General features: G+C 33.4%; 25 protein-coding genes. 15 read left to right on the forward strand and 10 right to left on the reverse strand.

All coding sequences use genetic code 11. The features are described from left to right. The first annotated feature begins 186 nt into the window (after positions 1-186). The 7 genes from ACWA1F_RS11530 to ACWA1F_RS11560 all read left to right on the forward strand — a co-directional run bounded on the left by ACWA1F_RS11530 (position 187) and on the right by ACWA1F_RS11560 (position 6,256). Positions 187-921 carry a carboxypeptidase-like regulatory domain-containing protein gene (locus ACWA1F_RS11530; protein WP_456893868.1) on the forward strand — a complete coding sequence of 245 codons (735 nt, stop codon included), beginning with the start codon at positions 187-189 and terminating at the stop codon, positions 919-921. A gap of 22 nt (positions 922-943) precedes the next feature. Next, a complete protein-coding gene (locus ACWA1F_RS11535) occupies positions 944-1,636 on the forward strand; it encodes a carboxypeptidase-like regulatory domain-containing protein (RefSeq protein WP_456893869.1) in 693 nt (230 codons plus the stop codon). Then, positions 1,626-2,381 carry a hypothetical protein gene (locus tag ACWA1F_RS11540; protein WP_306160915.1) on the forward strand — a complete coding sequence of 252 codons (756 nt, stop codon included), beginning with the start codon at positions 1,626-1,628 and terminating at the stop codon, positions 2,379-2,381. The genes ACWA1F_RS11535 and ACWA1F_RS11540 overlap by 11 nt, the downstream gene beginning before the upstream one ends. Continuing rightward, complete coding sequence (locus tag ACWA1F_RS11545; RefSeq protein ID WP_456893870.1) at positions 2,378-2,884, forward strand: DUF6702 family protein; 507 nt, start codon at positions 2,378-2,380, stop codon at positions 2,882-2,884. The genes ACWA1F_RS11540 and ACWA1F_RS11545 overlap by 4 nt, the downstream gene beginning before the upstream one ends. A gap of 66 nt (positions 2,885-2,950) precedes the next feature. Then, positions 2,951-5,194: a M1 family metallopeptidase gene (locus ACWA1F_RS11550; protein ID WP_456893871.1), complete on the forward strand. Its 2,244-nt coding sequence runs from the start codon at positions 2,951-2,953 to the stop codon at positions 5,192-5,194. 151 nt (positions 5,195-5,345) lie between these two features. Continuing rightward, positions 5,346-5,693 carry a Sec-independent protein translocase subunit TatA/TatB gene (locus ACWA1F_RS11555; RefSeq protein ID WP_456893872.1) on the forward strand — a complete coding sequence of 116 codons (348 nt, stop codon included), beginning with the start codon at positions 5,346-5,348 and terminating at the stop codon, positions 5,691-5,693. Continuing rightward, positions 5,693-6,256, forward strand: coding sequence for a phosphatase PAP2 family protein (locus ACWA1F_RS11560; protein WP_456893873.1), 564 nt, complete (start codon positions 5,693-5,695; stop codon positions 6,254-6,256). Before ACWA1F_RS11555 ends, ACWA1F_RS11560 begins: the two co-directional genes overlap by 1 nt. A 266-nt stretch (positions 6,257-6,522) precedes the next feature. On the opposite strand, the gene ACWA1F_RS11565 is transcribed toward ACWA1F_RS11560, so the two are convergent. The 7 genes from ACWA1F_RS11565 to ACWA1F_RS11595 form a co-directional block, all read right to left on the reverse strand. Then, complete coding sequence (locus ACWA1F_RS11565; RefSeq protein ID WP_456893874.1) at positions 6,523-7,242, reverse strand: phytanoyl-CoA dioxygenase family protein; 720 nt, start codon at positions 7,240-7,242, stop codon at positions 6,523-6,525. Between the two features lie 66 nt (positions 7,243-7,308). Beyond that, a complete protein-coding gene (locus tag ACWA1F_RS11570) occupies positions 7,309-7,950 on the reverse strand; it encodes an O-methyltransferase (RefSeq protein ID WP_456893875.1) in 642 nt (213 codons plus the stop codon). Positions 7,951-8,061: 111 nt separating this feature from the next. Beyond that, entirely contained in the window at positions 8,062-8,457 is a 396-nt protein-coding gene (locus ACWA1F_RS11575; protein WP_306160903.1) for a hypothetical protein, read from the reverse strand. A gap of 177 nt (positions 8,458-8,634) precedes the next feature. Continuing rightward, positions 8,635-9,186 (reverse strand): hypothetical protein, encoded by a 552-nt coding sequence (locus tag ACWA1F_RS11580; protein ID WP_306160901.1) that lies wholly within the window; start codon positions 9,184-9,186, stop codon positions 8,635-8,637. A 5-nt stretch (positions 9,187-9,191) separates the two neighbouring features. Then, positions 9,192-10,643 (reverse strand): hypothetical protein, encoded by a 1,452-nt coding sequence (locus ACWA1F_RS11585; protein WP_456893876.1) that lies wholly within the window; start codon positions 10,641-10,643, stop codon positions 9,192-9,194. A gap of 5 nt (positions 10,644-10,648) precedes the next feature. After that, positions 10,649-11,218 (reverse strand): YceI family protein, encoded by a 570-nt coding sequence (locus ACWA1F_RS11590; protein WP_456893877.1) that lies wholly within the window; start codon positions 11,216-11,218, stop codon positions 10,649-10,651. 127 nt (positions 11,219-11,345) lie between these two features. Further along, positions 11,346-11,942 carry a YceI family protein gene (locus tag ACWA1F_RS11595; RefSeq protein WP_456893878.1) on the reverse strand — a complete coding sequence of 199 codons (597 nt, stop codon included), beginning with the start codon at positions 11,940-11,942 and terminating at the stop codon, positions 11,346-11,348. Positions 11,943-12,411: 469 nt separating this feature from the next. Between ACWA1F_RS11595 and rlmN the strand changes: the two genes are divergently transcribed. Next, complete coding sequence (rlmN, locus tag ACWA1F_RS11600) at positions 12,412-13,461, forward strand: dual-specificity RNA methyltransferase RlmN (protein ID WP_456893879.1); 1,050 nt, start codon at positions 12,412-12,414, stop codon at positions 13,459-13,461. A gap of 203 nt (positions 13,462-13,664) precedes the next feature. Here the strand turns inward: rlmN and ACWA1F_RS11605 are convergent, their stop codons facing one another. Further along, positions 13,665-14,525: a hypothetical protein gene (locus ACWA1F_RS11605; protein ID WP_456893880.1), complete on the reverse strand. Its 861-nt coding sequence runs from the start codon at positions 14,523-14,525 to the stop codon at positions 13,665-13,667. Positions 14,526-14,685: 160 nt separating this feature from the next. Between ACWA1F_RS11605 and ACWA1F_RS11610 the strand changes: the two genes are divergently transcribed. The 5 genes from ACWA1F_RS11610 to dnaG all read left to right on the forward strand — a co-directional run bounded on the left by ACWA1F_RS11610 (position 14,686) and on the right by dnaG (position 20,494). After that, positions 14,686-15,663, forward strand: a complete 978-nt coding sequence (locus ACWA1F_RS11610) for a polyprenyl synthetase family protein (protein WP_306160888.1) — start codon at positions 14,686-14,688, stop codon at positions 15,661-15,663. Positions 15,664-15,863: 200 nt separating this feature from the next. After that, positions 15,864-16,424, forward strand: a complete 561-nt coding sequence (locus ACWA1F_RS11615; protein ID WP_456893881.1) for an RNA polymerase sigma factor — start codon at positions 15,864-15,866, stop codon at positions 16,422-16,424. Beyond that, positions 16,411-17,163 (forward strand): hypothetical protein, encoded by a 753-nt coding sequence (locus ACWA1F_RS11620; RefSeq protein ID WP_456893882.1) that lies wholly within the window; start codon positions 16,411-16,413, stop codon positions 17,161-17,163. Before ACWA1F_RS11615 ends, ACWA1F_RS11620 begins: the two co-directional genes overlap by 14 nt. Before the next feature lie 40 nt (positions 17,164-17,203). After that, positions 17,204-18,295 (forward strand): hypothetical protein, encoded by a 1,092-nt coding sequence (locus ACWA1F_RS11625; protein ID WP_456893883.1) that lies wholly within the window; start codon positions 17,204-17,206, stop codon positions 18,293-18,295. Between the two features lie 129 nt (positions 18,296-18,424). Further along, positions 18,425-20,494 (forward strand): DNA primase, encoded by a 2,070-nt coding sequence (dnaG, locus tag ACWA1F_RS11630; protein ID WP_456893884.1) that lies wholly within the window; start codon positions 18,425-18,427, stop codon positions 20,492-20,494. Between the two features lie 95 nt (positions 20,495-20,589). Here the strand turns inward: dnaG and ACWA1F_RS11635 are convergent, their stop codons facing one another. Next, positions 20,590-21,219: a response regulator transcription factor gene (locus ACWA1F_RS11635; RefSeq protein WP_008467169.1), complete on the reverse strand. Its 630-nt coding sequence runs from the start codon at positions 21,217-21,219 to the stop codon at positions 20,590-20,592. Between the two features lie 92 nt (positions 21,220-21,311). Then, positions 21,312-22,118 (reverse strand): NAD(+) synthase, encoded by an 807-nt coding sequence (gene nadE / locus ACWA1F_RS11640; protein ID WP_306160878.1) that lies wholly within the window; start codon positions 22,116-22,118, stop codon positions 21,312-21,314. A 99-nt stretch (positions 22,119-22,217) separates the two neighbouring features. Here nadE and gldB point away from each other — a divergent pair, with 99 nt between their 5' ends. Together gldB and gldC are read left to right on the forward strand one after the other, a co-directional pair. Beyond that, positions 22,218-23,174, forward strand: coding sequence for a gliding motility lipoprotein GldB (gene gldB / locus ACWA1F_RS11645; RefSeq protein ID WP_456893885.1), 957 nt, complete (start codon positions 22,218-22,220; stop codon positions 23,172-23,174). Then, a complete protein-coding gene (gldC, locus tag ACWA1F_RS11650) occupies positions 23,174-23,506 on the forward strand; it encodes a gliding motility protein GldC (RefSeq protein ID WP_164515351.1) in 333 nt (110 codons plus the stop codon). Before gldB ends, gldC begins: the two co-directional genes overlap by 1 nt. The last annotated feature ends 650 nt before the right edge of the window (positions 23,507-24,156 follow it).

Genomic DNA, 24,156 nt, shown 5'->3' on the forward strand with positions numbered 1-24,156 from the left:
TCAAATTTTTGTTTGTTAAAGGTATTAAAAACTCTGATTTTGTTTAAGTTTTTAAGATTTTAATTAACATATTTTTACCAACTCATTAGTATTAAATTTGGAACTACTTGAGATATTTTTACCGTTTTAAGAATATTTTTAATTTATTTCATTTTGCTGCATAAAATTACTTGTTTTTTAATTGTTATGGCGGGACAGGTTGGCTGGTCTCAGAGTCAGGATCGTTCTGTTTTTAATGGTTCGGTAGTTTCCAATGCATCAGATTTGGAAGGTATTTATGTAATTAATGCGCAAACCGAAGAAACGGTAACTACAAATGCCTCTGGATCTTTTTCTATTTTGGCAAAAGCAGACGACGTTCTGGTTTTTTCTTCGATAAGTTTTAAAGAAAAAAGGGTTTTACTAAAACAAGAAGATTTCTCCAATCTCAATTTTACTGTCAATCTTACTATGATTATGTATCAGTTGCAAGAAGTTGTGGTAAAGCGATATGATAATATTAACGCCGAAAGTTTGGGTGTAATCCCATCTGGGCAAAAAAAATACACTGCAGCAGAACGCAAACTGCAAACAGCGACTGCACTGAATGCTACAGCAAACGGAGGAACAATGGCAGGAGGTTCTGTTTCTGCAGATCCGTTGCTTAATTTTTTCTCAGGACGAACAGCGATGCTTAAAAAAGAAGTTGCCGTTGAGAAAAAGGAATTTTTTATGAGGCTTCTGGAAAATATGTTTAGTCTGGATCATTTTATTGACCGATTGAAGATTCCGGCAGATTATGTAAAAGGTTTTGAATATTATGCAATAGAAAATGATAAGTTTACTGCAATTTTGAATTCTAAAAATAAAACTTCTACAGAATTTCTTTTAGGAGAATTAGCTGTAAAATATAAAGAAATGATTGCTGGTGAAAAAAAATAAAATCATATCAATTTTTGTTTTTTTGTTTTTCGTTCAAATTAGTTTTGGACAAAAAAACGATGCCAAACAATTAGTCGGGAAAGTGCTGGAACATTCTACTCCAATTGAAGGAGTGAATATCATTAATAATAATACTCAAGTAGCGACAGTTTCAGATTCTGAGGGTAATTTTTTAATTACGGCCAAAGAAGGAGATGTTTTGGTTTTTTCTGCTGTCAATTTGGAGCCTCTAAAAAGGAGAGTCGTGCCTGAAGATCTGTATCCGAATACTTTAGTGGTGAAAATGACTGCAAAAGAAGTCGAATTGAAAGAGGTTATTGTAAATGAAAACGCGAATATAACGGCTGAAAATTTAGGAATTATTCCGTACGGACAGAAAAAATACACACCCGCAGAACGAAAAGTTTATACGGCTACTTCAACATCAATTGATAAGCTTTTAAATGGTATTTCGGGGCGAACTGCGATGCTGAAAAAAGAAGTGAATGTAGAGAAAAAGGAAGCTCTTTTTAGAAAGCTGGAATATCTTTTTGAGGAGAATTATTATACGGAAAGATTGAAAATACCTGTAGATTATATAAAAGGATTTCAATTATTTTGTGTGGATGATGCTGAATTTGCTGTATCTTTGAATACAAAGAACAAAACAATGAGTATGTTTTTGATCACAGATTTAGCAAGGAAATATCTAACAATTCTCGAAAATGAAAAATAAATTAGGAGTACTCGTTGTATGCTTATTTTGTCAATTTGTATTAGGGCAAAACGGTTTTAGGAAACCATTACACGGTCAGGTTATAAATGATTTTTTAGCCATAGAAAGTGGCTACGTAATGAATATTAATGCAAATGTCAGAACATTTATTGGTTCTGGCGGTTTATTTGATATTATGGCACAGCCAAAAGATACTTTACTTTTTTCTGGCCTTACATTTCAATCAAAAAAAATAGTTTTAACTGAAAAAGACTGTGCTGAGGTTTTGTTAAAAGTAAAGCTGGATTTGGTAAATAATCAGCTTAAAGAAGTTGTAGTTAAGAAAGATTTGAAGGTTAAATCGCTTGAGGGCGGTTCTCAGAAATTTGTAGACATGCAATTTGAAGATGATAATCAGTCTACAGCAAAAAATACTGCAATGCTCTCAGATCAGACTATAAAATATGGAACTGATTTTGTTCGAATCTTTAAAGATGTCAAAAAGCTTTTAAGTAAAAAAGAAGACGTAAAAGAGGAAGAAGTTACCGATATTGCTTTTGTAGAATATGCTAAAGATAATTTTACGAAAGATTTCTACACCAAGACGCTGAATCTTAAGCCCGATGAAATAGAGCTTTTCTTAATGTACTGCTCCAACGATCCGCATTCTAAGCAAATGGTAGATCCAGATCAGAAGTTTCAGCTGATGGATTTCATGATTAATAAGAATAAAGAATTTAAGAAAGCTTCTGCTGTTCAAAAATGAAAAAAAAGTTAGTTTATCCTTTGTTGGGTATTTTGTTTGTATTGTCTTCAGCATTTGCTTTTCATAAATTTTATGTTGGTGTTTTTCAGGTAAATTATGCGGCAGAAAAGAAAATGTTGCAGATTACTTCCCGCATTTTTATTGATGATTTGAATAATGCAATGGAGAAGAAGTATCACAAAAAAACATTTGTGGGCACAAGCAAAGAAACTCCAGCAGATGTTGAATTACTTAAAAAATACCTTTCTGAACATTTTTTAATCAAAGTAAATGGACAGTCAAAAGCAATAACTTTTTTATCTAAAGAAGTTGAAGCTGATGATGTTCTAGTCTGTTATTCGAGAATTAAGGATGTGGATAAATTTAAAACTCTTGAAATTTCTAATACTATTTTGGTAGATTGGAACTCTGAACAACAAAACATTACACATATTTCAGCATTTGATACAAAAAGAAGTGTGCTTTTTACAGAATCTTCAAGGAAAGAATTGTTAAAATATTAATGTATTGGTAATATTAATGTTATAATTACTATTTTCACAGCCTAAAGAAATTACCATTAAATTTTTATGAAAAAACTTTCATTATTATTACTTTTTCCTGCAATGTTAGTGGCGCAGGATAAAGCAACAACCGCACCTGCTAGGCAACAAGGAAAGTACGATACGAATAAGTTTAGCCAAATGTATGATCTTCTGGCAACTCCAAATATGTTTCGTACAGCTTCTGGAGCTCCAGGGCCGGCTTATTACCAGCAGCAGGCAGATTACAAAATTGATGTTGAATTGGATGATAAAAATTCAAGATTAAGCGGATCTGAAACTATTACCTACACTAATAATTCGCCAGATGTTTTGGAATATTTATGGGTACAGTTAGATCAGAATCAGGCAAAAGCAAATACGCAGACTTCATTAGCTGAAAGTGATAAAATTAGTCAGGTTTTGCCGCTTGATGGTTTTTCTTCTAAATATTTGAAAAAAGATTTAGAGCGCGGTTTTAATATCGAACAAGTTAAAGATGCTAAAGGAAGCGCAATGTCATATACCATCAACGAAACCATGATGCGTATCAATTTGACTTCGCCTTTAAAACCAGGAGAAAAAATTTCTTTCTCAATCAAATGGTGGTACAATATCAATAATTATAGAAAAGAAGGCGGTCGTTCAGGATATGAACTATTCGAGAAAGACGGCAACAAATTATATGTAATTGCTCAGTTCTATCCAAGAATGGCAGTTTACAACGATGTTGAAGGATGGCAAAACATGCAATTCTGGGGAAGCGGAGAGTTTGCTCTTCCTTTCGGAAACTTCGATGTAAACATTACAGTCCCTTCAGATCACGTGATTGATGCAACTGGGGAATTAATGAATAGAAGCGAAGTCTTTACAGCAGAACAAGTAAAAAGATACGAACAGGCTCAAAAATCATTTGATAAACCTGTAGTTATTGTGACGCAAGCGGAAGCTGAAGCGGCTGAAAAAGGTTTCTCTGAAAAGAAAAAAACGTGGAAATTCAGTGCTAAAAATGTTCGTGATTTCGGAATTGCTTCTTCAAGAAAATTCATTTACGATGCAATGGCTGTTAAGATGGGTAACAGAACTGTTATGGCAGAATCTGTTTATCCAAAAGAAGCAAATCCACTTTGGGGAGAAACTTCTACAATGGTTGTAGCACATACTTTAAAAAGCTATTCTTCTCATACATTCGAATATCCATATCCAAAAGCAGTTTCAGTTTCTGCAGAAGATCAAGGAATGGAATATCCTATGATTTGCTGGAATTACGGTCGTCCAGATGAAAATGGTGTGACTAGCAAAGAAGTTAAAAACGGAATGATTGGTGTAATTATTCACGAAGTTGGACATACTTTCTTTCCAATGATCGTGAATTCAGATGAGCGCCAATGGACTTGGATGGATGAAGGTTTGAATTCATTTTTAGAATATTTAGCTGAGCAGGAATTAGATCCAAATTTCCCTTCAAGAAGAGGACCTGCAAAAAATATTGTTCCGTACATGAGCGGTGACCAAAAGTTCTTAGAGCCGATTATGTCAAACTCAGAAACGATTCACCAATTTGGAAACAACGCTTACGGAAAACCGGCTACAGGTCTTAATATTTTAAGAGAAGTAGTTATGGGAAGAGAATTATTCGATCATGCATTTAGAACTTATGCAAACAGATGGAAGTTTAAGCATCCAACTCCAGAAGATTTCTTTAGAACTATGGAAGATGCTTCGGCAGTAGATTTGGATTGGTTCTGGAGAGGATGGTTCTACTCAACAGATTTTGTTGATATCGGAATTAGCGATGTAAAACAATATTACGTTTCAGATACTCCAACGACTGATCTTAAGAATGTTAAAGTAAGAAAAGGCCGTTTCGGATTTGAAAAAGGGCCTTTTGTTTACTTGGTTTCTGGAGATAATGCAGAAGTAAGCGATTCTAAGAAAAAAGCTTTAAAAGTTGAAGATTTTAAGCCTTTGGCAGATTATGTAGATCAGACATTTACGGCTGAAGAAAAAGCAAGCATTAAATCTCCTAAATATTTCTACGAAGTAGAATTTAATAAGCCAGGCGGAATGATCATGCCTATCTTAGTTGAGATTACTTACGAAGACGGTTCTAAAGACAATTACAAATATCCAGCACAAATCTGGAGAAAAAGTAATGAGACAGCTAGAAAAGTTTACGCTACAACAAAAGCAATTAAGAGTATTCAGATTGATCCGCAATTGCTAACAGCAGATATTGATGTGACCAATAACTCTTGGCCAAAAGTAGAAACAAAGTCAAAATTTGACTAAATAAATAAAATTTAGGATAAAAAGTTCATCAGGTTGAAAAGCTTGATGGACTTTTTTCTTTTTTGAAAGTATTTTAAAGGACTTTTTAAGTTAATTTTAAAACACTAAGCGTTCAAAATTTAATATCTTTGCGACAACAAAAATAAAAGTTATGTTTGGTATAGGAGGAGGAGAATTAGTTTTCATACTGTTTATCGTGTTAATGCTTTTTGGTTCAGACAAAGTGCCGGAAATTGCGCGTACAATGGGGAAAGCAATGGCTCAATTAAAAAATGCAACTAATGATATTAAAAGTGAAATCCAGAAAGGAGCAGAGGCTAATGGTCTTGATTCAAAATCCTTAAGTGATATTACAGGAAATATCAATGCAGAAATTAATAGTGCAAAATCTAATTTACTAGGAGATACAGGAAATCTTTTAGGAGATACTGCTAATGAAATCGAAAAAGTAAAAGAAGATATTGATGCTGTTTCTGGACCTATAAAACGCCAAAGATAATGCTTGAAAAAATACAGGAATTAGATAAAGATCTTTTAATCTACCTAAACGGATTAGGTTCTGAAACATACGATAAATTATGGCTTATTATTACCAGCCAATTAAACTGGACGCCATTTTTCTTATTATTGTTCTATCTTATTTATAAAAAAATAGGAGGAAAACAAACCCTGTATATTTTACTTTTTATATCAATTCTGCTTGCTTTTACAGATCAAACCTGCAATTTATTCAAACATACTTTTCAGCGCTTACGACCATGTAATGATCCTGAAGTGAACTCAATCATCAGAGTGGTTCAGGTTAGAAAATCGTTTAGCTTTTTCTCTGGACATGCGGCCAATACAATGGCAGTTGCAACTTTCTTATTTTGGGTTTTAAGACGCTATTTCAAATACATCGGTTTCTTATTCTTATGGCCATTGATTTTCGCTTATAGCCGAATTTATTTAGGTTTGCATTTCCCAGGAGATATCCTAGCAGGCTATTTCTTCGGAGCTCTTTTCGGATCGCTTCTATATTTGGTTTATAGAAAGCTGAAACCGCAGTATTTTCCAGGATAGGTTTTTTTAAAGCTTCTAAGGTGCTGAGATGCTAAGCTTCTAAGTTTCCCTAAAAAAATAAACTTATTTTTTAAAAAATATATTTTATCTATAGCCTTCAGCTTTAGCTGAAGGTTTTTTTGTGCCCAAAAAGAAAAGGCTTTAGCCAAACATTTAATGTTTTGGCTAAAGCCTTTCTCTTTATTTTTAGCCCACCAGCTAAAGCTGGAGGCAATTCATGTTTTTTTAATCTTAGAGTCTTAGCACCTTAGCGCCTTTAAAAAAAACTAATTCAAAACCATTTTCTCACTCCATTCCAATCCGCTTGGAAGTTGTTGTTTGCTAAATTCAATATGAATAACTCTTCTGCGTTCGTTGTTTGTGGTTTTATTTGAGGCATGAAATAATAAAGGTTTCATAATCATGATTCCACCTTTTTCGACTTCGCAGATTGTTTCCTTTTCTTTTTCGAAATCAAGGTTTTCAATTCTCAAAATTCCTTTTGAATGGGAGTTATTTATAACTTTTAAAGCGCCATTGTCTTTAGTGGTTTTATCAATATGAATTCTGATTGTGAAATTGTTTTCTAATATTTCTGCTGGAGGCTGTACAGCAAATTGATTTTGTTTTACAGTCCAGTTTTCAAAATTTTTAACCTCAATTTTTTGATCAACCGAAATTGTTAAATCTTGATGATAAGCCACAAACCAATTCGATTTTTCTGGTTTGTCAAAATAAATGGACTTCGTTATAAAAAAGCCTTCGCCAAAAGTGTTCTCAATAATTTCCTGCAGTTTTTCATTAAAAATAACTGGAAGAGTTTCTGGAATTTCTTTGTGAAATTGCCTAATAGCAAACAAATCTTGAGACTTTCTGAAAGTAGCATTTTCTTGATTGGCAGCAGTTTTGTTTTCAATTAATGAAATTATATTTTCAATTTCATTTTCTGAAAAAACATTATTTATTATTGAAAAACCTTCGTTATCTACCTGATTAGAGTAAGTCATTTTAATTTTTTTAAATAGAAAGAAAACTTTAGCACCTTAGTCTCTCAGAAGCTTAGAACCTTCTGATTAAAGAACTCTCGAAACCGTCAATCCATCACGAATTGGCAATAAAACCGTTTCTACTCTTGGATCGTCTTTTAAAAGCTGATTATATTCTAAAAGTACTTTTGTGCTTACATCATTTGGATGAACTGGATCCAGAATTTTTCCGCTCCATAAAACATTATCAGACAAAATAATGCCGCCTTTATTAATTTTTGGGACAATCATTTCCCAGTAATTCAGATAGTTTTCTTTGTCAGCATCAATAAAAACCAAATCAAATTTTAGATCTAAATCAGGAATGATGTTTACAGCTTCACCTAAATGCTGAAAAATTTGGTTTCCCCAAGGTGACATATCAAAGTATTTTCGCTGAAAATCAACCAATTCTTCTTTGATATCTATAGTGTGCAATTGTCCGTTTTCCTGCATTCCTTCACATAAACACAAAGCCGCATAACCAGTATAAGTTCCAATTTCTAGAATATTTACAGGACGAATCAATTTGGAAAGCATGCTTAAAACACGACCTTGAAAATGACCGCTTAGCATTCTTGGCAATAATATTTTCTGGTAGGTTTCTTTATTTAGTTTCGCCAACAATTCTGGTTCTTTTTCAGAATGCTGTTCGATATAATCTTCTAATTCTTGAGAGATAAAATGCATGTTGTAGTATCTTGTAATTTAGCGACAAAAATACAAAATTATACACTTAGTATCGGGCATAAAAAAACCATTCGTTTTGCGAATGGTTTCTGTTTAGGATTTAGATGAATTTTATTTTTTCAAAGCTTCATTTACATCTTTAGCTGTTTTTACAGTTCCATCTTTAGCAGCTTTAGCGGCATTTTCCACTTTTTCAGCGCCTTTTTTAGTAGCGTCTTTTACATCATTTGCTGTTTTCTTAGCTGCATTTTCGACATCATTTGCAGCTTTTTTAGTAGCGTCTTTAACATCGTTTGCTGCATTTTCAGTAGCATCTTTAGCTTTTGCAGCAGCGTTTTCGGCTTTGATTACAGCACTGTCTTTTACTTCTTCGATATCTGTTGTAAGAGAATCAACTTTGTTTCCAAGAGTTAATTCATCTTCTGCAGTTTTTTCTTTTTTCTCGCATGATTGAACAGCGAAAGCTAATAAAGCAATTACAGCTAAACTCAAAATTTGTTTTTTCATAATTTAATTTTTTTTTAGGTTGATAAAACTTAAAGGTTAAATGGCTGAAAAATAAAAGTACAAATTTTAAAATGATTGAGCTCTTTGTAAGATTATTTTTCTTTTAAGAGCAAAACAATTCTTGTGCCAAATTTTGGATTTTTTTGTAATAGCGTTTTAAATTTTAATGCGAAAAAATTATTTTTTGTATAAGCTGAAATTAATCACAATGTCATCTTTGACTTTAATCAATCCGGCCATCTTTACGGGGGCTTCCAATTCAATATCAGAGAATTTTAAATTAAGAGTTCCTTGAATTTTATCGTCGGTATTGTATAAGATAAAATCTTTGTATTTCAATGTTTTATCGGTAATGAAAAAGTTTAATCTGCATTTGTAATTTTTTCCGACAGGTTTTATGTCGCTAATCGAAACAGTGCTGTTCGGAAATTTTTTAGCCTTTACAGTTCCTTGCAAATCTTTGGTCATTATCTTATTGCCACAATCAAATTCTGACATTTTGATCTCTGTATTAAAAGTGTTCTTTTTAACTGAATTTACAAAAACAGTATCTTTTATAGTAAAGGTGTTAGAGCAATTGTATTTACCAACAGTTGATAATCCTGTGATTTCTATTTTAATTTTATTTATTACCACAGCAGTATCTTCTGGGAAAAAAGTGGGTTTAGCACTTCCTAAGAAAAAGAAAGCTACTAAACCCATAATTAAGATTAAAAATCTTGTTTTCATTTTTTTTAGAATGAAATTGTAGCTTCGAATACTAAACCATCAAATTTACCTCCGTAAAAGTTGTTTAAATTTCCAGTAGCTGGATCTCCTGTAAATTGAACGTAATTTTTATAGTTTTGATTAACGTAGTTTAATTTAGCTAAAATGTTTTTAGTCATAAACCAGCCAGCACTTGCTTCAAATTTATCTACAGTAACCTTTTGAGCATCAGCATTAGATAATTTTCCAGATACAGTATTGTATTTTCCTCCTATATAGAATTGTTCTGTTTTTCCAAATCTGTAAATAAGCTCTGATGCATATTGATTAGCAGTACGTTTGTCGTCGGTTCCTGCTTTGTCTCCTCCAGAAGCCAATTCGATTGTTCCGAAGAATTCAAGTCCTTTGTATTTTACAAAAGGGTTAATCATGTAGGTAGTAGCCCAATTTTTGAAATTAGGGTTGAACGTTGCCTCTGGAGTAGATGTTTTACTGAAACTAGTAGGAACATCGGTAGTAGTTGTAGAAATAACATTTCCATTAGCATCTGTTTTAGTGATGGTATTTTTATAAGCGTTATTGTTCAATATACCCCAATAACCAAATCCTGATCTATTAGCAGAATATATGTTTGCATTTCCAAGATTTGCATTATGGTAATAAGAACCCGTTAATCTTACCCTTAAATCTTTATTAAGCTGTTTGTCATAACCTAGTTTAGCTAAGATTGAAGGACTATGTGTCGTGTTAGCGTTCGGACCAGCGGGATAAAACACTTCTTCATTACTTTGATTTAAATTACCATTTGTAACACCTAACATGCTTACCAATCCGTTTCTGTTGTAGTACACCTCCATACCCATTTCTGTAGTGAAAGAATACATGATGTTGTTGCCAACAAATGCATTTCTGATGGTGTTACCATTATCTGAACCTCTGAAATGAGCATCACCAAAATTATTTTCCATTTGTCCAATTTTAATGGTAGCATACTTCATTACATCAGCCAAGAAATCTTTTTTGATGAAGTCTAACTTGTCAATTTGCAAGTATCCGCCTTTTACATAAGAATCATTGTGGTGTCTTGAAGCCAAATAAATATCTAAATTTACTCGTACTCCGTCAAACAATTGAGCGCCAAGATACATATCAGCTCCAGGAAGCGTAAAATTGTTTTCAGTATTCATTAAACGGTATCCAGTAATTGTTCTAACAGTAGTCCCGGTAGCTGTAGTAGTCGTAGTTGTAACTGTGTTAGGTTGATCGTTGAATGAATTTGTTGCTTGAAAATCCATGTTGAAAGCACCGCCAAGATCAATACTAAGACCTTTAAATTCTCGATCGTCTTTTTGAACGTCAAAAACGTTGATACCGTTCTTATCTCTTGAAATTTGGTTTTGCATGTTTCCAAAACTAACTTGTGCATTTACAGCAAGCGTACTTATTAATGTAATAAATAGTATATAAATCTTCTTCATGACGCTTATAAATTAAAGGTTAAATTAAATTTTAGGGTTAAGTCTTGCCCTGTTTTTATGGTTCCGAGCATTGCCGTTGGAGACTTCATTCCGAATTCTGTGAAAGTGATTTTATTAGATCCCTGAAGGTTTAAACCATCTTTTGTAACCGCTGTTTTTACAGATGTTTTGTAAACTTTACTAACTCCAGCAATGGTGTAAGTTCCTGTTAGTTCCCAAGTATTCTCATTAACTTTTTCAGCAGATTTCAGAACATATTTTATGGTTTTGTTTTTATCTGTTTTTAAAGTTTCGTACGCTACTTTGTCCATGCTTTTTTTCTCGCTTTTAATACTTTCGGCTAAAAGAGTAACTGTCAAAGCTTCTATATCGGTTAATTTTCCATTAGCAATATTTAAAGAAGCCGTTCCAGTTCCAGAAGCCGATTTCATTTCCCAGTCGTGAAGTGTAGAGGTTCCCGCAACAGAAAAAGTAGATTTGTTGTCCAAAGTGTAAGATTTCTGCGCTGCTGCGAATGTTGTCATTCCGAAGAATGCAATTACAAGTGCAATTAATTTTATTGAATTGGTTTTCATCTTGTCATGTTTATTAAGTTGATAATTATTTTTTTTAGTACTAAAATAAGGGTGCGATTTACCTCAAACACTCGGCAGAAAGCCTGTTTGCTAAGCAATAAATCAGAATAAAAATTGTTGTGAATCCCTAATTGATCACCAGGGTATTATCGTTTTTTGCGTAGTCGGTTAGCGTAATATTAAAAAGAATAGTCAAGTCCTTTCCAGCTTTAACAACACCAAGAGCCGCTTTTGGAGGAGCCATTTCAAAATCGGCAAAAGTGACTTGATTTGCACCCTGTAAAATAAAATTTCCGTTGCTGGCTGTTATATTTACTTGTGTTTTGTATTCTTTACTCACACCAGCAATAGTGTAAGATCCAGTAAATTCCCAAGAAGTTTCACTTAGTTTTTGTGCAGATTTTAAAAGGTATTCAATAGTTTTATTATTCTTGGTGTCCAAAGCTTCATAAGCAACGTTGTCCATACTGGTTTTGCTACTTTTTAAGCTTTCTGCAGGCAGTATAACAGTAAGGCTGTTTATGGCATTCAGCTTGTTGTCTTTTATGTTAAAAACAGCAGTGCCATTTCCTTCAGTAGATCTCATAACCCAATCATGAACTGTAGAAGTTCCTGCTACTTCAAAAGTTGATTTTGAGTCTACGCTATATTTTTTTTGTGCATTTAGTTGTAAAGTGAAAAAAGTAACTACAACGATCAGAAAAATTGATTTGAGAGTTTTCATGAGAATGTGGTATTTGGGTTATTCATTTTAGTCTTAAAGTTCTTTACTAAAGAAACTAACCGACTAGTATATTTTTCTTGTATCAAATGTATTATGTATGCATAGAATCGCACATGATAAAAATCATTGTTAAAATTTTATTAAAAACCTATAATAAAAAGAGCGCTGATTTTTAGGATAGTAAAGTAGTTTTATTTTGAAAAAGGAAACAGGTTTAAATTGTTGTAAATCAGAAGTTTGTTTTGGTTTTAGTTGGGGGAAATCAAAAGAGAGCCACTCCTGTATTTGATCAAAAAAGTGGCGTAAAATATTATTTTAGGACAAAAAAATAAAAAGCGAGTGTTTACAGCCTTTAAGCTTCAATAAAACGTTTGAAATTTTGAAGAAATTTTTTTTGAGTTTTTTGAATTTTAAATAAGAATGACATCAAAAAACAAAAAAAAATAACAAAAGTGCTTAACTTTGCAGCATGCAAATGGAGAAAAAAGACATACGAGCCTTATCAAAAGAACAGCTTCGCGATTTTTTTGTTGAAAATGGAGACAAAGCTTTTCGCGGAAATCAGGTTTACGAATGGTTGTGGAGTAAAGGAGCACATAGTTTTGATGACATGACAAACGTGGCAAAAGCTACGAGATCAATGCTTGAAAACAGCTTTGTAATCAACCACATCAAAGTTGATACGATGCAGAAAAGCAGTGACGGAACAGTAAAAAATGCCGTACGCCTTCATGACGGTCTTGTCGTAGAATCTGTTTTAATTCCGACTGATACTAGAACAACAGCCTGTGTTTCTAGTCAGGTTGGTTGCAGTTTAGATTGTAACTTCTGCGCAACAGCTAGATTAAAAAGAATGCGTAATCTAGAACCAGGCGAAATCTACGATCAGGTTTTAGCTATTGATAAAGAAAGCCGCCTGTATTACAATCATCCGCTTTCGAATATCGTTTTCATGGGAATGGGCGAACCTTTAATGAATTATAATAATGTCATTAAAGCCATCGATATGATTACCTCAGAAGAAGGTTTAGGAATGTCTCCAAAACGAATCATGGTTTCGACTTCGGGAATTCCGAAAATGATCAAAAAAATGGCAGACGACGATGTGAAGTTTAAACTGGCAGTTTCTCTGCATTCAGCAATAGACGAAACGCGCGCGCGTATTATGCCATTCAGCAAAAACTTTCCTTTAAAAGATTTAAGAGAAGCATTAGAATATTGGTACAGAAAAACAAAAAGCAAAGTTTCTTACGAATATGTAGTTTGGAAAGGAATAAACGATGATAAAGCTTCGGTTGACGCGTTGGTTAAATTCTGTAAATATGTACCGTGCAAAGTCAATTTGATAGAATATAACCCAATTGACGATGGCGAATTTCAGCAAGCTTCAGAAGAATCGATTATGGCATACATAAAAGCGTTAGAGAATATCGGCGTAGTGGTAAAGGTGAGACGCAGTAGAGGAAAAGACATCGACGCCGCGTGTGGTCAGTTAGCCAATAAAGAAGCAGAAATATAATCCGCTAGGATTATCCGTTCACTAAAAAAAATAAGCTATTCCAAAATATAATCCGCTAGGATTATCTCGTCGGTAGAAAAATAATAATTAATCCGATATTAGAATATGTCCCATCGGGACATTTGAATAGAGGTTATATAAAAAGAAGCATTAAAAACGATTCATCGTCTTAATGCTTCTTTTTTTTGGACAAAAAGGATGCTTTATTTTTTCAAATCTACTTCTTCTGTAACTCCGTCTTTTGTTACTGTTGCAAGTGTATCGCATTCTCCGTTTCCATAATCAATAGTTGCCGTAGCACCATTTTTAGTTATAGAAACAATTCCTTTAACTGCAAAAGATTTTCTGCAGGCTGCATTAAACTCTAAAGGAGTAGTAATTTCTGCCGAAAAAGTATCTCCGTTAGGAAAAGTTGTAGAACCGCTTCCGGTAACTACAAATACATTATCCTCCCAATCAAACCAGGTGTCATAACCAGAAGTCATTTCTTTTATCAAAGTTCCTTTTCTAGTATACACTTTTCCATCGTCAAAAGTAATAGTCAAATCTATAGAAGCTGTAGAAACAGGGTGTGGTGTTACCAATAGGCTAGTTTCTTTAATCGTTCTTACAATGCTTTTGCTTCCCTGAAGTTTTTTGCCATTATGATAAAAACCTTCAAAAGTGTAGCTGATCGTTTGTGTAGAAGAAGTAAAATCGTTAGAAAAAGAAACAACCATTTTTCCTTTTACTGTATTTCCGTTGTTAAGAGTACAGCCTTCAGCACCAAAATCTACTGTTTTTGTCCAAGTGTTGTTGGTTAAAATGGTTGTAATTGTGGCACAGCTCGGAAGATAATTTTTTATTGGTCCGCTTGGTTTTGCATTCACATTAAGCTGAGAACTAAATTGGTCTTCAGCAATATTAGTAACATCCTCAACAGAGGCATCGATTTTAGAATTGGTTATAATTTCTTCGTTGGTAATCGCTGCGGCTGTTCCGTCATTTGTTTTTTCATCAGAATTACAGCTGATAAAAAAAGACATTGTAATACAAGTGCTAATTAATAAAAATTTTGTTTTCATAAATAAATAGTTTTTTGTTCTTCTTTTAGTTAATGAATTCAAATCAGTATTAGTTAGATCTATTTTTGGTGTTTTTTTTCAGGTTAGCGCATAAATTATTTAAATCCTAACCTAAAATACACAACGTATTTTTATTTAAAATAGTATATTTGGAGTCTAAATGAATATCACGTCTCAAATAAAGCAGCCTATTTTTAACGAGATGGAACTTTTCGAAAAAAAGTTTCATGAGTCGATGTCCTCTAAGGTTGCCTTACTAAACAGAATCACTTATTATATCGTAAACCGTAAAGGAAAACAAATGCGTCCAATGTTTGTTTTTCTTACCGCAAAAATGGTTTCTGGCGGTACGGTAAACGAAAGAACGTACCGTGGAGCTTCGGTAATTGAGCTTATTCATACTGCAACTTTGGTACACGACGATGTGGTTGACGACAGTAATCGTCGCCGCGGATTTTTCTCTATCAATGCGCTTTGGAAAAATAAAATTGCCGTTCTGGTGGGAGATTATTTATTGTCTAAAGGTTTATTGCTTTCAATTGACAATGGCGATTTCGATTTATTGAGAATTATTTCTGTTGCCGTTCGCGAAATGAGCGAAGGAGAATTGCTTCAAATCGAAAAAGCGCGAAGATTGGATATTACCGAAGATGTGTATTACGAAATCATCCGTAAAAAAACTGCAACACTTATTGCTGCTTGTTGTGCGCTTGGCGCGAAAGCCGTAATCGAAGACGATATTCAGGTAGAAAACATGCGTAAATTCGGCGAACTGATCGGAATGGCTTTCCAAATCAAAGACGATTTATTCGATTACAGCGAAGAAGCCATCGGAAAACCAACCGGAATCGATATTAAAGAGCAAAAAATGACATTGCCTTTAATTCACGTTTTAAATACTTGTACTCCGCAAGAAAAAAAGTGGCTGATAAACTCCATCAAAAACCACAACAAAGACAAAAAACGCGTCAAAGAAGTGATTGCCTTTGTGAAAAATAATAACGGTTTGGCTTACGCCGAAAACAAAATGGTCGAATTCCAGCAAGAAGCACTTTCTTTACTTCAAAACTTCGAAGATTCAGAATACAAAGATGCTTTGACTTTGATGGTGAACTACGTTATTGAAAGAAAAAAATAGTCTCTTTAAATTAGATAATTAGAAAATTTGTCAATTAGATAATTGTTTTACTTTGTTGTAAATCAGTTGTCTATTTTTATTTTGTTGGGATTTGGAATTGTTTTATTGAAATTTTTAATACTTCATGCAACCATTTCAAATCGACAATCGTCTATGCTAATAGAAGTCTGTTTCTAAAACCAAAACCGAACCGCTTATTAATGAAAATTATTTCGTTACATCAAGAAGAATCTAAAATCATAAAGCTCGCTGTCGAAAATAATCGTCAGGCGCAGCAGCAGATTTATAGTAAGTTTTCTTCTAAAATGTTAAGCGTATGCCGACAATATATAAAAGACATTCAGCTGGCAGAAGATGTAATGATTACGGCTTTCATGAAAGCATTTACCAATCTGAAAAACTTCGAGCACAAAGGCAGTTTTGAAGGTTGGATTCGCCGAATTATGGTTAACGAATGCATATCATATTTACGAGTTCAGAAAAAAGTAAAATTTGCTGAAGATGAGTTTTTTGTAGAAGAAAGCTTTAACGAAATCGACAGCCAGTTTACTGTAGAACAGATTCAGTATTTAATTGATGCTTTGCCGGATGGGTATAAAATGGTTTTCAATTTATATGCTATAGAAGGGTACAAACACAATGAAATTGCGAAGATGTTAGGAATAAATGAAGGAACGTCAAAATCGCAATTATCGCACGCTAGAAAAATGCTCCAAACACAAATTACTATTTTAAAAAATCAAGATAATGGAACCGAATAATTTTGAAAAGGATTTCCGTGACAAACTAAACGAGCGCAAGATTGAACCAAGCAGCAAAGCTTGGGATCGATTGGATGCGATGCTGACCGTGGCTGAAGAGAAAGAGCCAGTTAAATTGGATTCAAAAAAATCAAAAAGAAAATGGTTGTATATCGCGGCCAGCTTTATCGGGTTTTTATTGGTTGGGACTTTATTTTTCAATCAGAATAAAAATGGAGTTAAAACGCCAGAAACGGTAGTTGTGGAAAAAGAAAACGAAACTGAAACTCAAAAAGAATCAGTAACAGAACCTATTTTAAATACTATTGATGCAGCGAAAACGGAAACTGCAATTGCAGAAAAAACTTCGGAAGAAAGAGCAAACAAAAATGGAAAAAACAATTCCGAAGCTTCGGGACAAATTTCAGATAAAAACAATCAAAATGAATCAAATCAAATAGCGGAGTCTTCAATCATCATCAAAAACAATCAAGAAAAACAATCAACAACCAATCAAGCTTTAATTGCAGAAACTTCAAAAAATGAAAACGTAGATCAACTATTAGAAACGGCAGAAAATAAAATTCTGGCAGAAAATGCGTCTAAATCAAAATCTAAAGTAAAAATCAATTCTAACGATCTATTGGATCAGGTAGATGGGGAATTGGAGCTTTCTTTTAGAGAAAAACTGATTACCAAAATAAATAGAAGTTATCACACGGTTAAAGTTGCGGTAGAAAACCGTAATGTTAAAAAGTAATTTACAATCATCAATCAAAATCAATCAAAAAAAAACAGTCATGAAAAATTTTACCATTTATTTATTTCTCTTAGTTTTCCTATTTGTTACTAAAATGGTCGGACAAGAAACTTTTGAGAACAAAGCAAAAGAGATCGCAATTGCAATCGAGAAAATTACAAAAGAAGAAAAAGCAGAACTTAAAAAAGAAGTTGACGATGTTAACACACAATTAGTCGAAGGAACAATTTCTAAGGAAGAAGCAGACAAAAGAAAAAAGGAATTTGCAGAAAAGAGAGCGCGTAATATCGAAAACAGAGTTGCCGTTGAACAAGAAAAATTACAGGAGCTGGTTCAGGAAAAAGTGGACGGGAAGTTAAATTATGAGAAAGCAAAAGGCGGAACAATATTAGTAATTGGCGGAAACAATGACTCCATCAGAGCGAATCAAACAGAAATAAAAATTCCTGCAATGAAAGTATACGACGGTAAGGATGATAAAATTAAAAGAGAATCTAAAAGAACAACTTCTCAATTTGTATTTGCAATGGGGTTGAATAGTACTATGGTAGACGGTAAACTTCAAGATTCGAATTACGACTTTATCGGGTCGCATTTTTACGAATGGGGTTTGACATTTAATTCTAGAATTCTAAACGAAAATAATTTATTGCATGCCAAATACGGTCTTTCATTGATGTATAATAATCTTCGTCCGACAGATAATCGCAGTTTTGTGGTAAACGGCCAACAAACGGACTTAGTTACAAATCCGATACATCTAAAGGAATCTCGTTTTAGAAATGTCTATTTAGTGGCTCCCGTTCATTTAGAATTTGATTTTTCGAAAGATGGAAATCATGACGGGAAAACCTATTTTAGAACACACAAAGGATTCAGAATGGGGTTTGGAGGATATGCTGGAATCAATGTAAAATCGAAACAGATTTTAAAATTTGAAGACAATGACTATAAAACAACACAAAAAACAAAAGGCGATTATAATGTCAATAATTTTATTTACGGACTAAGTTCTTATGTGGGCTATAAAGAAATAAGCTTGTATTTGAAATATGACTTAAATCCAGTTTTTAAAAACAATTTAGTTGATGAGAATAATATTTCATTGGGTATTCGCTTCGATTTCAATTAAGAAAATTAAGTTTAGTTAGTAAAGAGCATCTCTATTTGGAGGTGCTTTTTTTGTTTAAAAAATCATTTAAAATTTCACCAAGATTTACGTATTTTTGCTAGCTATCCACTTAAAAAAATAATTTAGATTTTGATTTCACAAAGCACCATAGATTCTGTTTTTGAAACTGCTCGAGTAGAGGAGGTTATCGGCGATTTTGTGAATTTGAAACGCGCAGGAAGTAACTTTAAAGGATTGAGTCCGTTCTCAGACGAGCGTTCGCCTTCGTTCATGGTATCACCCGCAAAAGGAATCTGGAAAGACTTTAGTACAGGAAAAGGAGGGAATTCTGTTAAGTTTTTAATGGAGCATTCGCAGTTTACCTATCCAGAAGCTATTCGATATTTAGCCAAAAAATACAATATCGAAATCGAAGAAACGGAACAGACAGAAGCGGAAAAAGCAAATACAGATCTTCGTGAAAGTATGTATCTGGTTTCGGAGTTTGCTTCTAAATATTTTCATGATGTCTTATTGAATTCTGAAGAAGGAAAAGCTATCGGTTTATCGTATTTTAAAGAAAGAGGTTTTACTAACGAAACCATTAAGAAATTTAATTTAGGATATTCTCCAGAAACTTGGGATGCTTTGACAAAAGAAGCCTTAGGAAAAGGGTATAAATTAGAATTTCTAGAAAGTACAGGTTTAACAATTCCGAGAGAAGACCGTCCGTTTGACCGATTTAAAGGACGCGTAATGTTCCCGATTCAAAGTATGTCAGGACGTGTTTTAGGTTTTGGAGGACGTATCTTAACCAATGATAAAAAAGCCGCAAAATACCTGAATTCGCCAGAAAGTGATATTTACCATAAAAGTAAAGTCCTCTACGGAATTTACCACGCCAAGCAATCCATTGCCAAACAAAACAATTGTTATTTGGTAGAAGGCTATACCGATGTAATTCAGTTTAATCAGGCTGGAATAGAAAATGTTGTGGCTTCTTCTGGAACCGCTTTAACGCCAGATCAGATTCGTTTGATCAATCGTCTGACGCGAAATATCACCGTTCTTTTTGATGGAGATGCGGCAGGTTTGCGAGCTGCAATTCGAGGAATCGATTTGATTCTGGAAGAAGGAATGAATGTTCGTGTTTGTTCTTTTCCTCAGGGAGAAGATCCAGATAGTTTTGCGCGTGCCAATTCACACGACGATTTAGTTGCTTATCTAGAAAATAACAGTAAAGATTTTATACAGTTTAAAGCTTCGATCTTAATGGATGAAGCCAAAAACGATCCTATTAAAAAAGCCGATCTGATTCGCGATATGGTTACGAGTATTTCTAAAATTCCAGACCGTATTCAGCGCGAAGTTTATATTCAGGAATGTGCCAGAATTATGGATATTTCGGAGCAGGTTCTAACGAGTACTTTAGCACAGCTGATTCAGAAAGATATCGCTGATGCGAATAAAAAGCAGAAACAGGAACAAAAACCTTTTGAAGTAGTTAGAAACCAGCCTCCACAAGGCGGCACGTTTTCAGGAGGAGATCCAGAAGATCCAAGAACAGGACCGCCAGATGATTATCCAGGCGATCCAGGATATTATCCGCAAGAACAGGCTCAAAAAGTAGATATTTTATACAATTTTGAAAAGAAAGTAATTGAAATTTTACTATTGTACGGAAGTGTAGTAGAAAGTTTTGAAGATGTTTACTTGAAAGCTGATGAAGAAGGAAATGTCAAAGAAGTTTCGGAAAGGAGAGAATATAAAGTATTTCAAAAAATATATTTAAGTCTGCAGGAAGATGAAATAGAATTGTCAAATACCTTGTTTCAAAATATTTACAATAACATTATTGATTTCTATAATCAGAATGAAACTTTTAGTCTCGATAAATATTTAATGCATCTAGAGCCCGATTTTGCTCAGGAAGTAACGAATATATTAATGGAAGATGAAAGATTAACTATTCACAATTGGGAAGGACAGAATATTTTTCCAAAACAGAAAAGCGAAACTATTGAGCAGAATGTTTCTGAGACCATATTTGCTATGAGATGGTATTTGGTGTCTGGAATTATTGCCGAATTAAAGAACTCGCTTTTAACCAATCCGCAGGAAGACAATTCAGAGGTTTTGGGTATGGTGATCGATTATTCTAAATTGCTAAATAACTTTTCAAAAAAATTAGGACGAGTAGTTGTTCCTTATCATAGTTAAAAAGAAAAAACTCTATCTAATTTGATAAATCAAAATAGATAGAGTTTTATAATTTTTTTCGATTCTCTTAAAAGGTTAAGATTTTCGACTTGTGATTAAATAATTTCTAAAGTCTTAGCTTTGTTTACTAAGTCAACTAAATTAGTAACATTCAATTTAGTCAATAATCTTAGTTTGTAAGTACTGATCGTTTTTTCGTTCAGATTTAAGATTTTAGAGATTTCGTTGTTTTTCTTACCATCACTTAAATAACGTAAAACCTCGATCTCACGGTTAGAAAGTTTTCTGTAGAGACGCTCACTTTTGCTTTGTTTAGCAATAAGTGCCATGTTTTTACGTACTGTTTCGTTGATGATAATTTTTCCTTCGTGTACTTTAATAATAGAATGACCTAATGTTTCAAGTTTTTCTGTTTTGTGCACATACCCAGAAACTCCTGCCTTAATTGCATTTGGAGCATACATTTGCTCAGCAAGATCACTGAAAATAACAATTTTTGTTTTTGGGAAATTTTTCAAGATAGATTTAATCTCAAAGATACTTGAAAGTCCTTCTAACTCTAAATCTAAGATTAGAATATCGATTTCCTTCGTTTGAAGGATATCTCTAACCATTGAAAAATTGCCTACGTTGGCAACAATTGAAATTTGATCGTGGTCTTTGAAATAAGACTTAACGCCAAAGTGCGTCACAGGATGATTGTCTGCTAGACATACTTTAATCATAATTTTTACCTTTTTTAGAATTGTTCATGTTTTTGGAACGGTAAAATTAATAAATAAATTCTGTAATAACTCGCAGAGAATGTTAAAATGTATTATTTTAACGTTTTTGGGATCAAACAAACCGGAATTGGATCCATTTTATGCTTGTTGCTGGTGTTTAATCGTTTATAAATTTCAAAGACAGATTTTTCTCTCCCTTCGAAGTCAGATGCCGTCTTTCCTGACTCCGCGGCTAACATGGCCCATTCTAGTTCGTCATAACTTGCCCCTAATTGGTCTTCGTCGGTACGATTGTCTCCAAATAATCCATCTGTAGGAGCGGCTGTTAAAATTGACTGCGGAATCTGTAAAAATTCTCCTAAAGCATATACATCAGATTTCATTAAATCAGCAATTGGACTTAAATCGACTCCGCCGTCTCCATATTTAGTGTAAAAACCTACACCAAAATCTTCTACTTTATTTCCAGTTCCGGCAACAAGCAGACCGTGAATTCCTGCTAAATAATATAAAGAAGTCATTCTGATGCGGGCACGAGTATTAGCTAGAGCTAAATTTACTTTTGCTGCATCTTCAGTTGAAGGTACGGCACTTTTAAAAGATTCAAAAGTTTCCGTCAGATCAGTCTTAACATCAGAAACATTTGGGAAACGTTTTTTAAGTTGCTCAATATGTTCTCTTCCTCTAGAAACTTGGCTTTCTGCCTGATGAATCGGCATTTCTACACATAAAACTTTCAGTCCTGTCTGTGCGCATAAAGTTGAAGTTACTGCAGAATCTACACCTCCCGAGATTCCAATTACAAAACCGTTTACTTTTGCATTAGTAGCGTAATTTTTTAACCACTCTACAATGTGCGTATTTACTTTTTCTGTCTGAATTGTGCTTTTTTTAGCCATAATAGTTTAAGTTTTAAGATGCAGGGATGTATATTTGCAGAATTATTTTGAGTATGCAACTGCTTAAAATTCTGATAACACAAATCTAATTAAAATAAAATGAAAATTTATCGCTTTGCAGTGGTTCTATGCCTGTTTTTTTTGTCTTGCAACCAAAAGAGTAAGGTTGAAAAAGAAGTAGAAGAAATCCCTGTTGATATTAAAGTAGAACGATTTGATAAAGTGTTTTTTGAAACTAAACCGCAAGATCTGGCAAAAGTAAAAAAACAATATCCTTTTTTCTTTCCTGGTAACGACGATAATGTCTGGATTCAGAAAATGAATGATCCGATCTGGAGAGAAGTTTATCAAGAAGTTCAGAAAAAATACAGTAATTTCGAGCCCGTTCGCAAAGAGTTTAATGAACTTTTTCAGCATATAAAGTATTATTTTCCTAAAACTAAAATCCCGAAGGTAATTACGGTTATTGGAGAAATGGACTATAATGCAAAATCAATTTATGCTGATAGTCTTGTTGTAGTTGCTTTAGAATTGTATTTGGGAAAAGAGCATAAGTTTTATGAATTTCCAAACTATTTAAAAGAGAATTTTGAAGAAAGACAAATTATGCCAGACGTGGTTTCTAGTTTTTCTTATCGAAATATTCAAAATTCGATAGACAAGAGTTTGGTGTCTCAAATGGTTTTTGAAGGAAAACAGCTTTATGCAAAAGATTTACTGCTTCCTGAATATACAGATGCTGAAAAAATGGGATATACGCCTGAGCAGATAAAATGGTGTGAAGAAAACGAAGCTTATATGTGGCGTTATTTTATAGAAAATGAAATGCTCTACAGTGATGATCCGAAATTGAATGCACGATTTATAGCTCCAGCACCTTTTTCTAAATTCTTTTTAGAAATAGATAACGATTCTCCAGGGCGAGTGGGAGCTTGGATTGGCTGGCAGATGGTACGTTCTTACATGAAAAATAATAGTGATGTTTCTTTGGCCGAATTATTTAAGTTACAGCCAAAAGAAATCTTCGAAAAATCAAAATATAAACCTAAGAAATAATGGCAAATATAAATTCAGAGATTAGATTTAATATAGAATTGGACGAAAACCGTGTTCCAGAAAAATTGACATGGAGTGCACAAGATGGTGGAGTTCAAGCCGAAGAGGCAAAAGCAATAATGCTGTCAATTTGGGACAGTAAAGCAAAAGAAACGATGCGTATTGATTTGTGGACTAAAGATATGCCGGTAGACGAAATGAAGATTTTCTTCCACCAGACTTTAGTAGCAATGTCAGATACTTTCAAACGTGCTACAGACGACGAAAAGATGTCTGATACCATGAAAGATTTTTGTGATTACTTTGCAGAAAAACTAGAACTTACGAAATAAACGTAGGCTTAAATTTCAATACAAAAATTCCAAATTCCAATTAATATTGGGTTTGGGATTTTTTATTTTGTAAATTGTCTGAGCAAATCCAATTATATGCTGTTTCCTTTTCTAGTGAGTCTTATCGGATTGTTTTTTTTACTGGTAAACAGTATTTTATTTTGCAAGACGCGAAAAAACAAAAATGCACATTATTATATACTAATAGTATATTTGATTGGTTTGTTTGTCAATGAATTGCTTTGTAACATTATTGGGTTTTATGCTCCAGGATCTAATTTTTTTCTTTCGCATTATTACTTCATTTTTCAATTTATTATTTTAAGCATCTTTTTTCGAGGCTTATTTTCAAATGCTGTTTTAAAGAAAGCAATTCTTATTTTACTGGTATTGGTTTTGATTCTGTTAGCAATTCAGTATTCAAGAACTCCGGAACTTTATTGGCAATTTAACTTATTTGAAATTGGCGTAACTTCGGCTTTATTGGTTTTATATGCTTTAATTTACTTGACACAAAATTTTGAGAACGTTAAATCCAATTACATGTATTTCTCTAACGGATTGATTATCTATTTAGTCAGCAGTTCGACTATTTTTTTAAGTGGTAATTCCGATTCCGTTATTTTTACAGAACCATTTTTACTGGACTT

The organism is Flavobacterium erigeronis (assembly GCF_054075165.1).

Excerpts from the sequence above, each read along its gene's own strand:
- ACWA1F_RS11530 (WP_456893868.1), top strand. The coding sequence starts at position 187 with ATGGCGGGACAGGTTGGCTGGTCTCAGAGTCAGGATCGTTCTGTTTTT.
- ACWA1F_RS11540 (WP_306160915.1), top strand. The coding sequence starts at position 1,626 with ATGAAAAATAAATTAGGAGTACTCGTTGTATGCTTATTTTGTCAATTT.
- ACWA1F_RS11545 (WP_456893870.1), top strand. The coding sequence starts at position 2,378 with ATGAAAAAAAAGTTAGTTTATCCTTTGTTGGGTATTTTGTTTGTATTG.
- ACWA1F_RS11550 (WP_456893871.1), top strand. The coding sequence starts at position 2,951 with ATGAAAAAACTTTCATTATTATTACTTTTTCCTGCAATGTTAGTGGCG.
- ACWA1F_RS11555 (WP_456893872.1), top strand. The coding sequence starts at position 5,346 with ATGTTTGGTATAGGAGGAGGAGAATTAGTTTTCATACTGTTTATCGTG.
- ACWA1F_RS11560 (WP_456893873.1), top strand. The coding sequence starts at position 5,693 with ATGCTTGAAAAAATACAGGAATTAGATAAAGATCTTTTAATCTACCTA.
- ACWA1F_RS11565 (WP_456893874.1), bottom strand. The coding sequence starts at position 7,242 with ATGACTTACTCTAATCAGGTAGATAACGAAGGTTTTTCAATAATAAAT.
- ACWA1F_RS11570 (WP_456893875.1), bottom strand. The coding sequence starts at position 7,950 with ATGCATTTTATCTCTCAAGAATTAGAAGATTATATCGAACAGCATTCT.
- ACWA1F_RS11575 (WP_306160903.1), bottom strand. The coding sequence starts at position 8,457 with ATGAAAAAACAAATTTTGAGTTTAGCTGTAATTGCTTTATTAGCTTTC.
- ACWA1F_RS11580 (WP_306160901.1), bottom strand. The coding sequence starts at position 9,186 with ATGAAAACAAGATTTTTAATCTTAATTATGGGTTTAGTAGCTTTCTTT.
- ACWA1F_RS11585 (WP_456893876.1), bottom strand. The coding sequence starts at position 10,643 with ATGAAGAAGATTTATATACTATTTATTACATTAATAAGTACGCTTGCT.
- ACWA1F_RS11590 (WP_456893877.1), bottom strand. The coding sequence starts at position 11,218 with ATGAAAACCAATTCAATAAAATTAATTGCACTTGTAATTGCATTCTTC.
- ACWA1F_RS11595 (WP_456893878.1), bottom strand. The coding sequence starts at position 11,942 with ATGAAAACTCTCAAATCAATTTTTCTGATCGTTGTAGTTACTTTTTTC.
- rlmN (WP_456893879.1), top strand. The coding sequence starts at position 12,412 with ATGCAAATGGAGAAAAAAGACATACGAGCCTTATCAAAAGAACAGCTT.
- ACWA1F_RS11605 (WP_456893880.1), bottom strand. The coding sequence starts at position 14,525 with ATGAAAACAAAATTTTTATTAATTAGCACTTGTATTACAATGTCTTTT.
- ACWA1F_RS11610 (WP_306160888.1), top strand. The coding sequence starts at position 14,686 with ATGAATATCACGTCTCAAATAAAGCAGCCTATTTTTAACGAGATGGAA.
- ACWA1F_RS11615 (WP_456893881.1), top strand. The coding sequence starts at position 15,864 with ATGAAAATTATTTCGTTACATCAAGAAGAATCTAAAATCATAAAGCTC.
- ACWA1F_RS11620 (WP_456893882.1), top strand. The coding sequence starts at position 16,411 with ATGGAACCGAATAATTTTGAAAAGGATTTCCGTGACAAACTAAACGAG.
- ACWA1F_RS11625 (WP_456893883.1), top strand. The coding sequence starts at position 17,204 with ATGAAAAATTTTACCATTTATTTATTTCTCTTAGTTTTCCTATTTGTT.
- ACWA1F_RS11635 (WP_008467169.1), bottom strand. The coding sequence starts at position 21,219 with ATGATTAAAGTATGTCTAGCAGACAATCATCCTGTGACGCACTTTGGC.
- nadE (WP_306160878.1), bottom strand. The coding sequence starts at position 22,118 with ATGGCTAAAAAAAGCACAATTCAGACAGAAAAAGTAAATACGCACATT.
- gldB (WP_456893885.1), top strand. The coding sequence starts at position 22,218 with ATGAAAATTTATCGCTTTGCAGTGGTTCTATGCCTGTTTTTTTTGTCT.
- gldC (WP_164515351.1), top strand. The coding sequence starts at position 23,174 with ATGGCAAATATAAATTCAGAGATTAGATTTAATATAGAATTGGACGAA.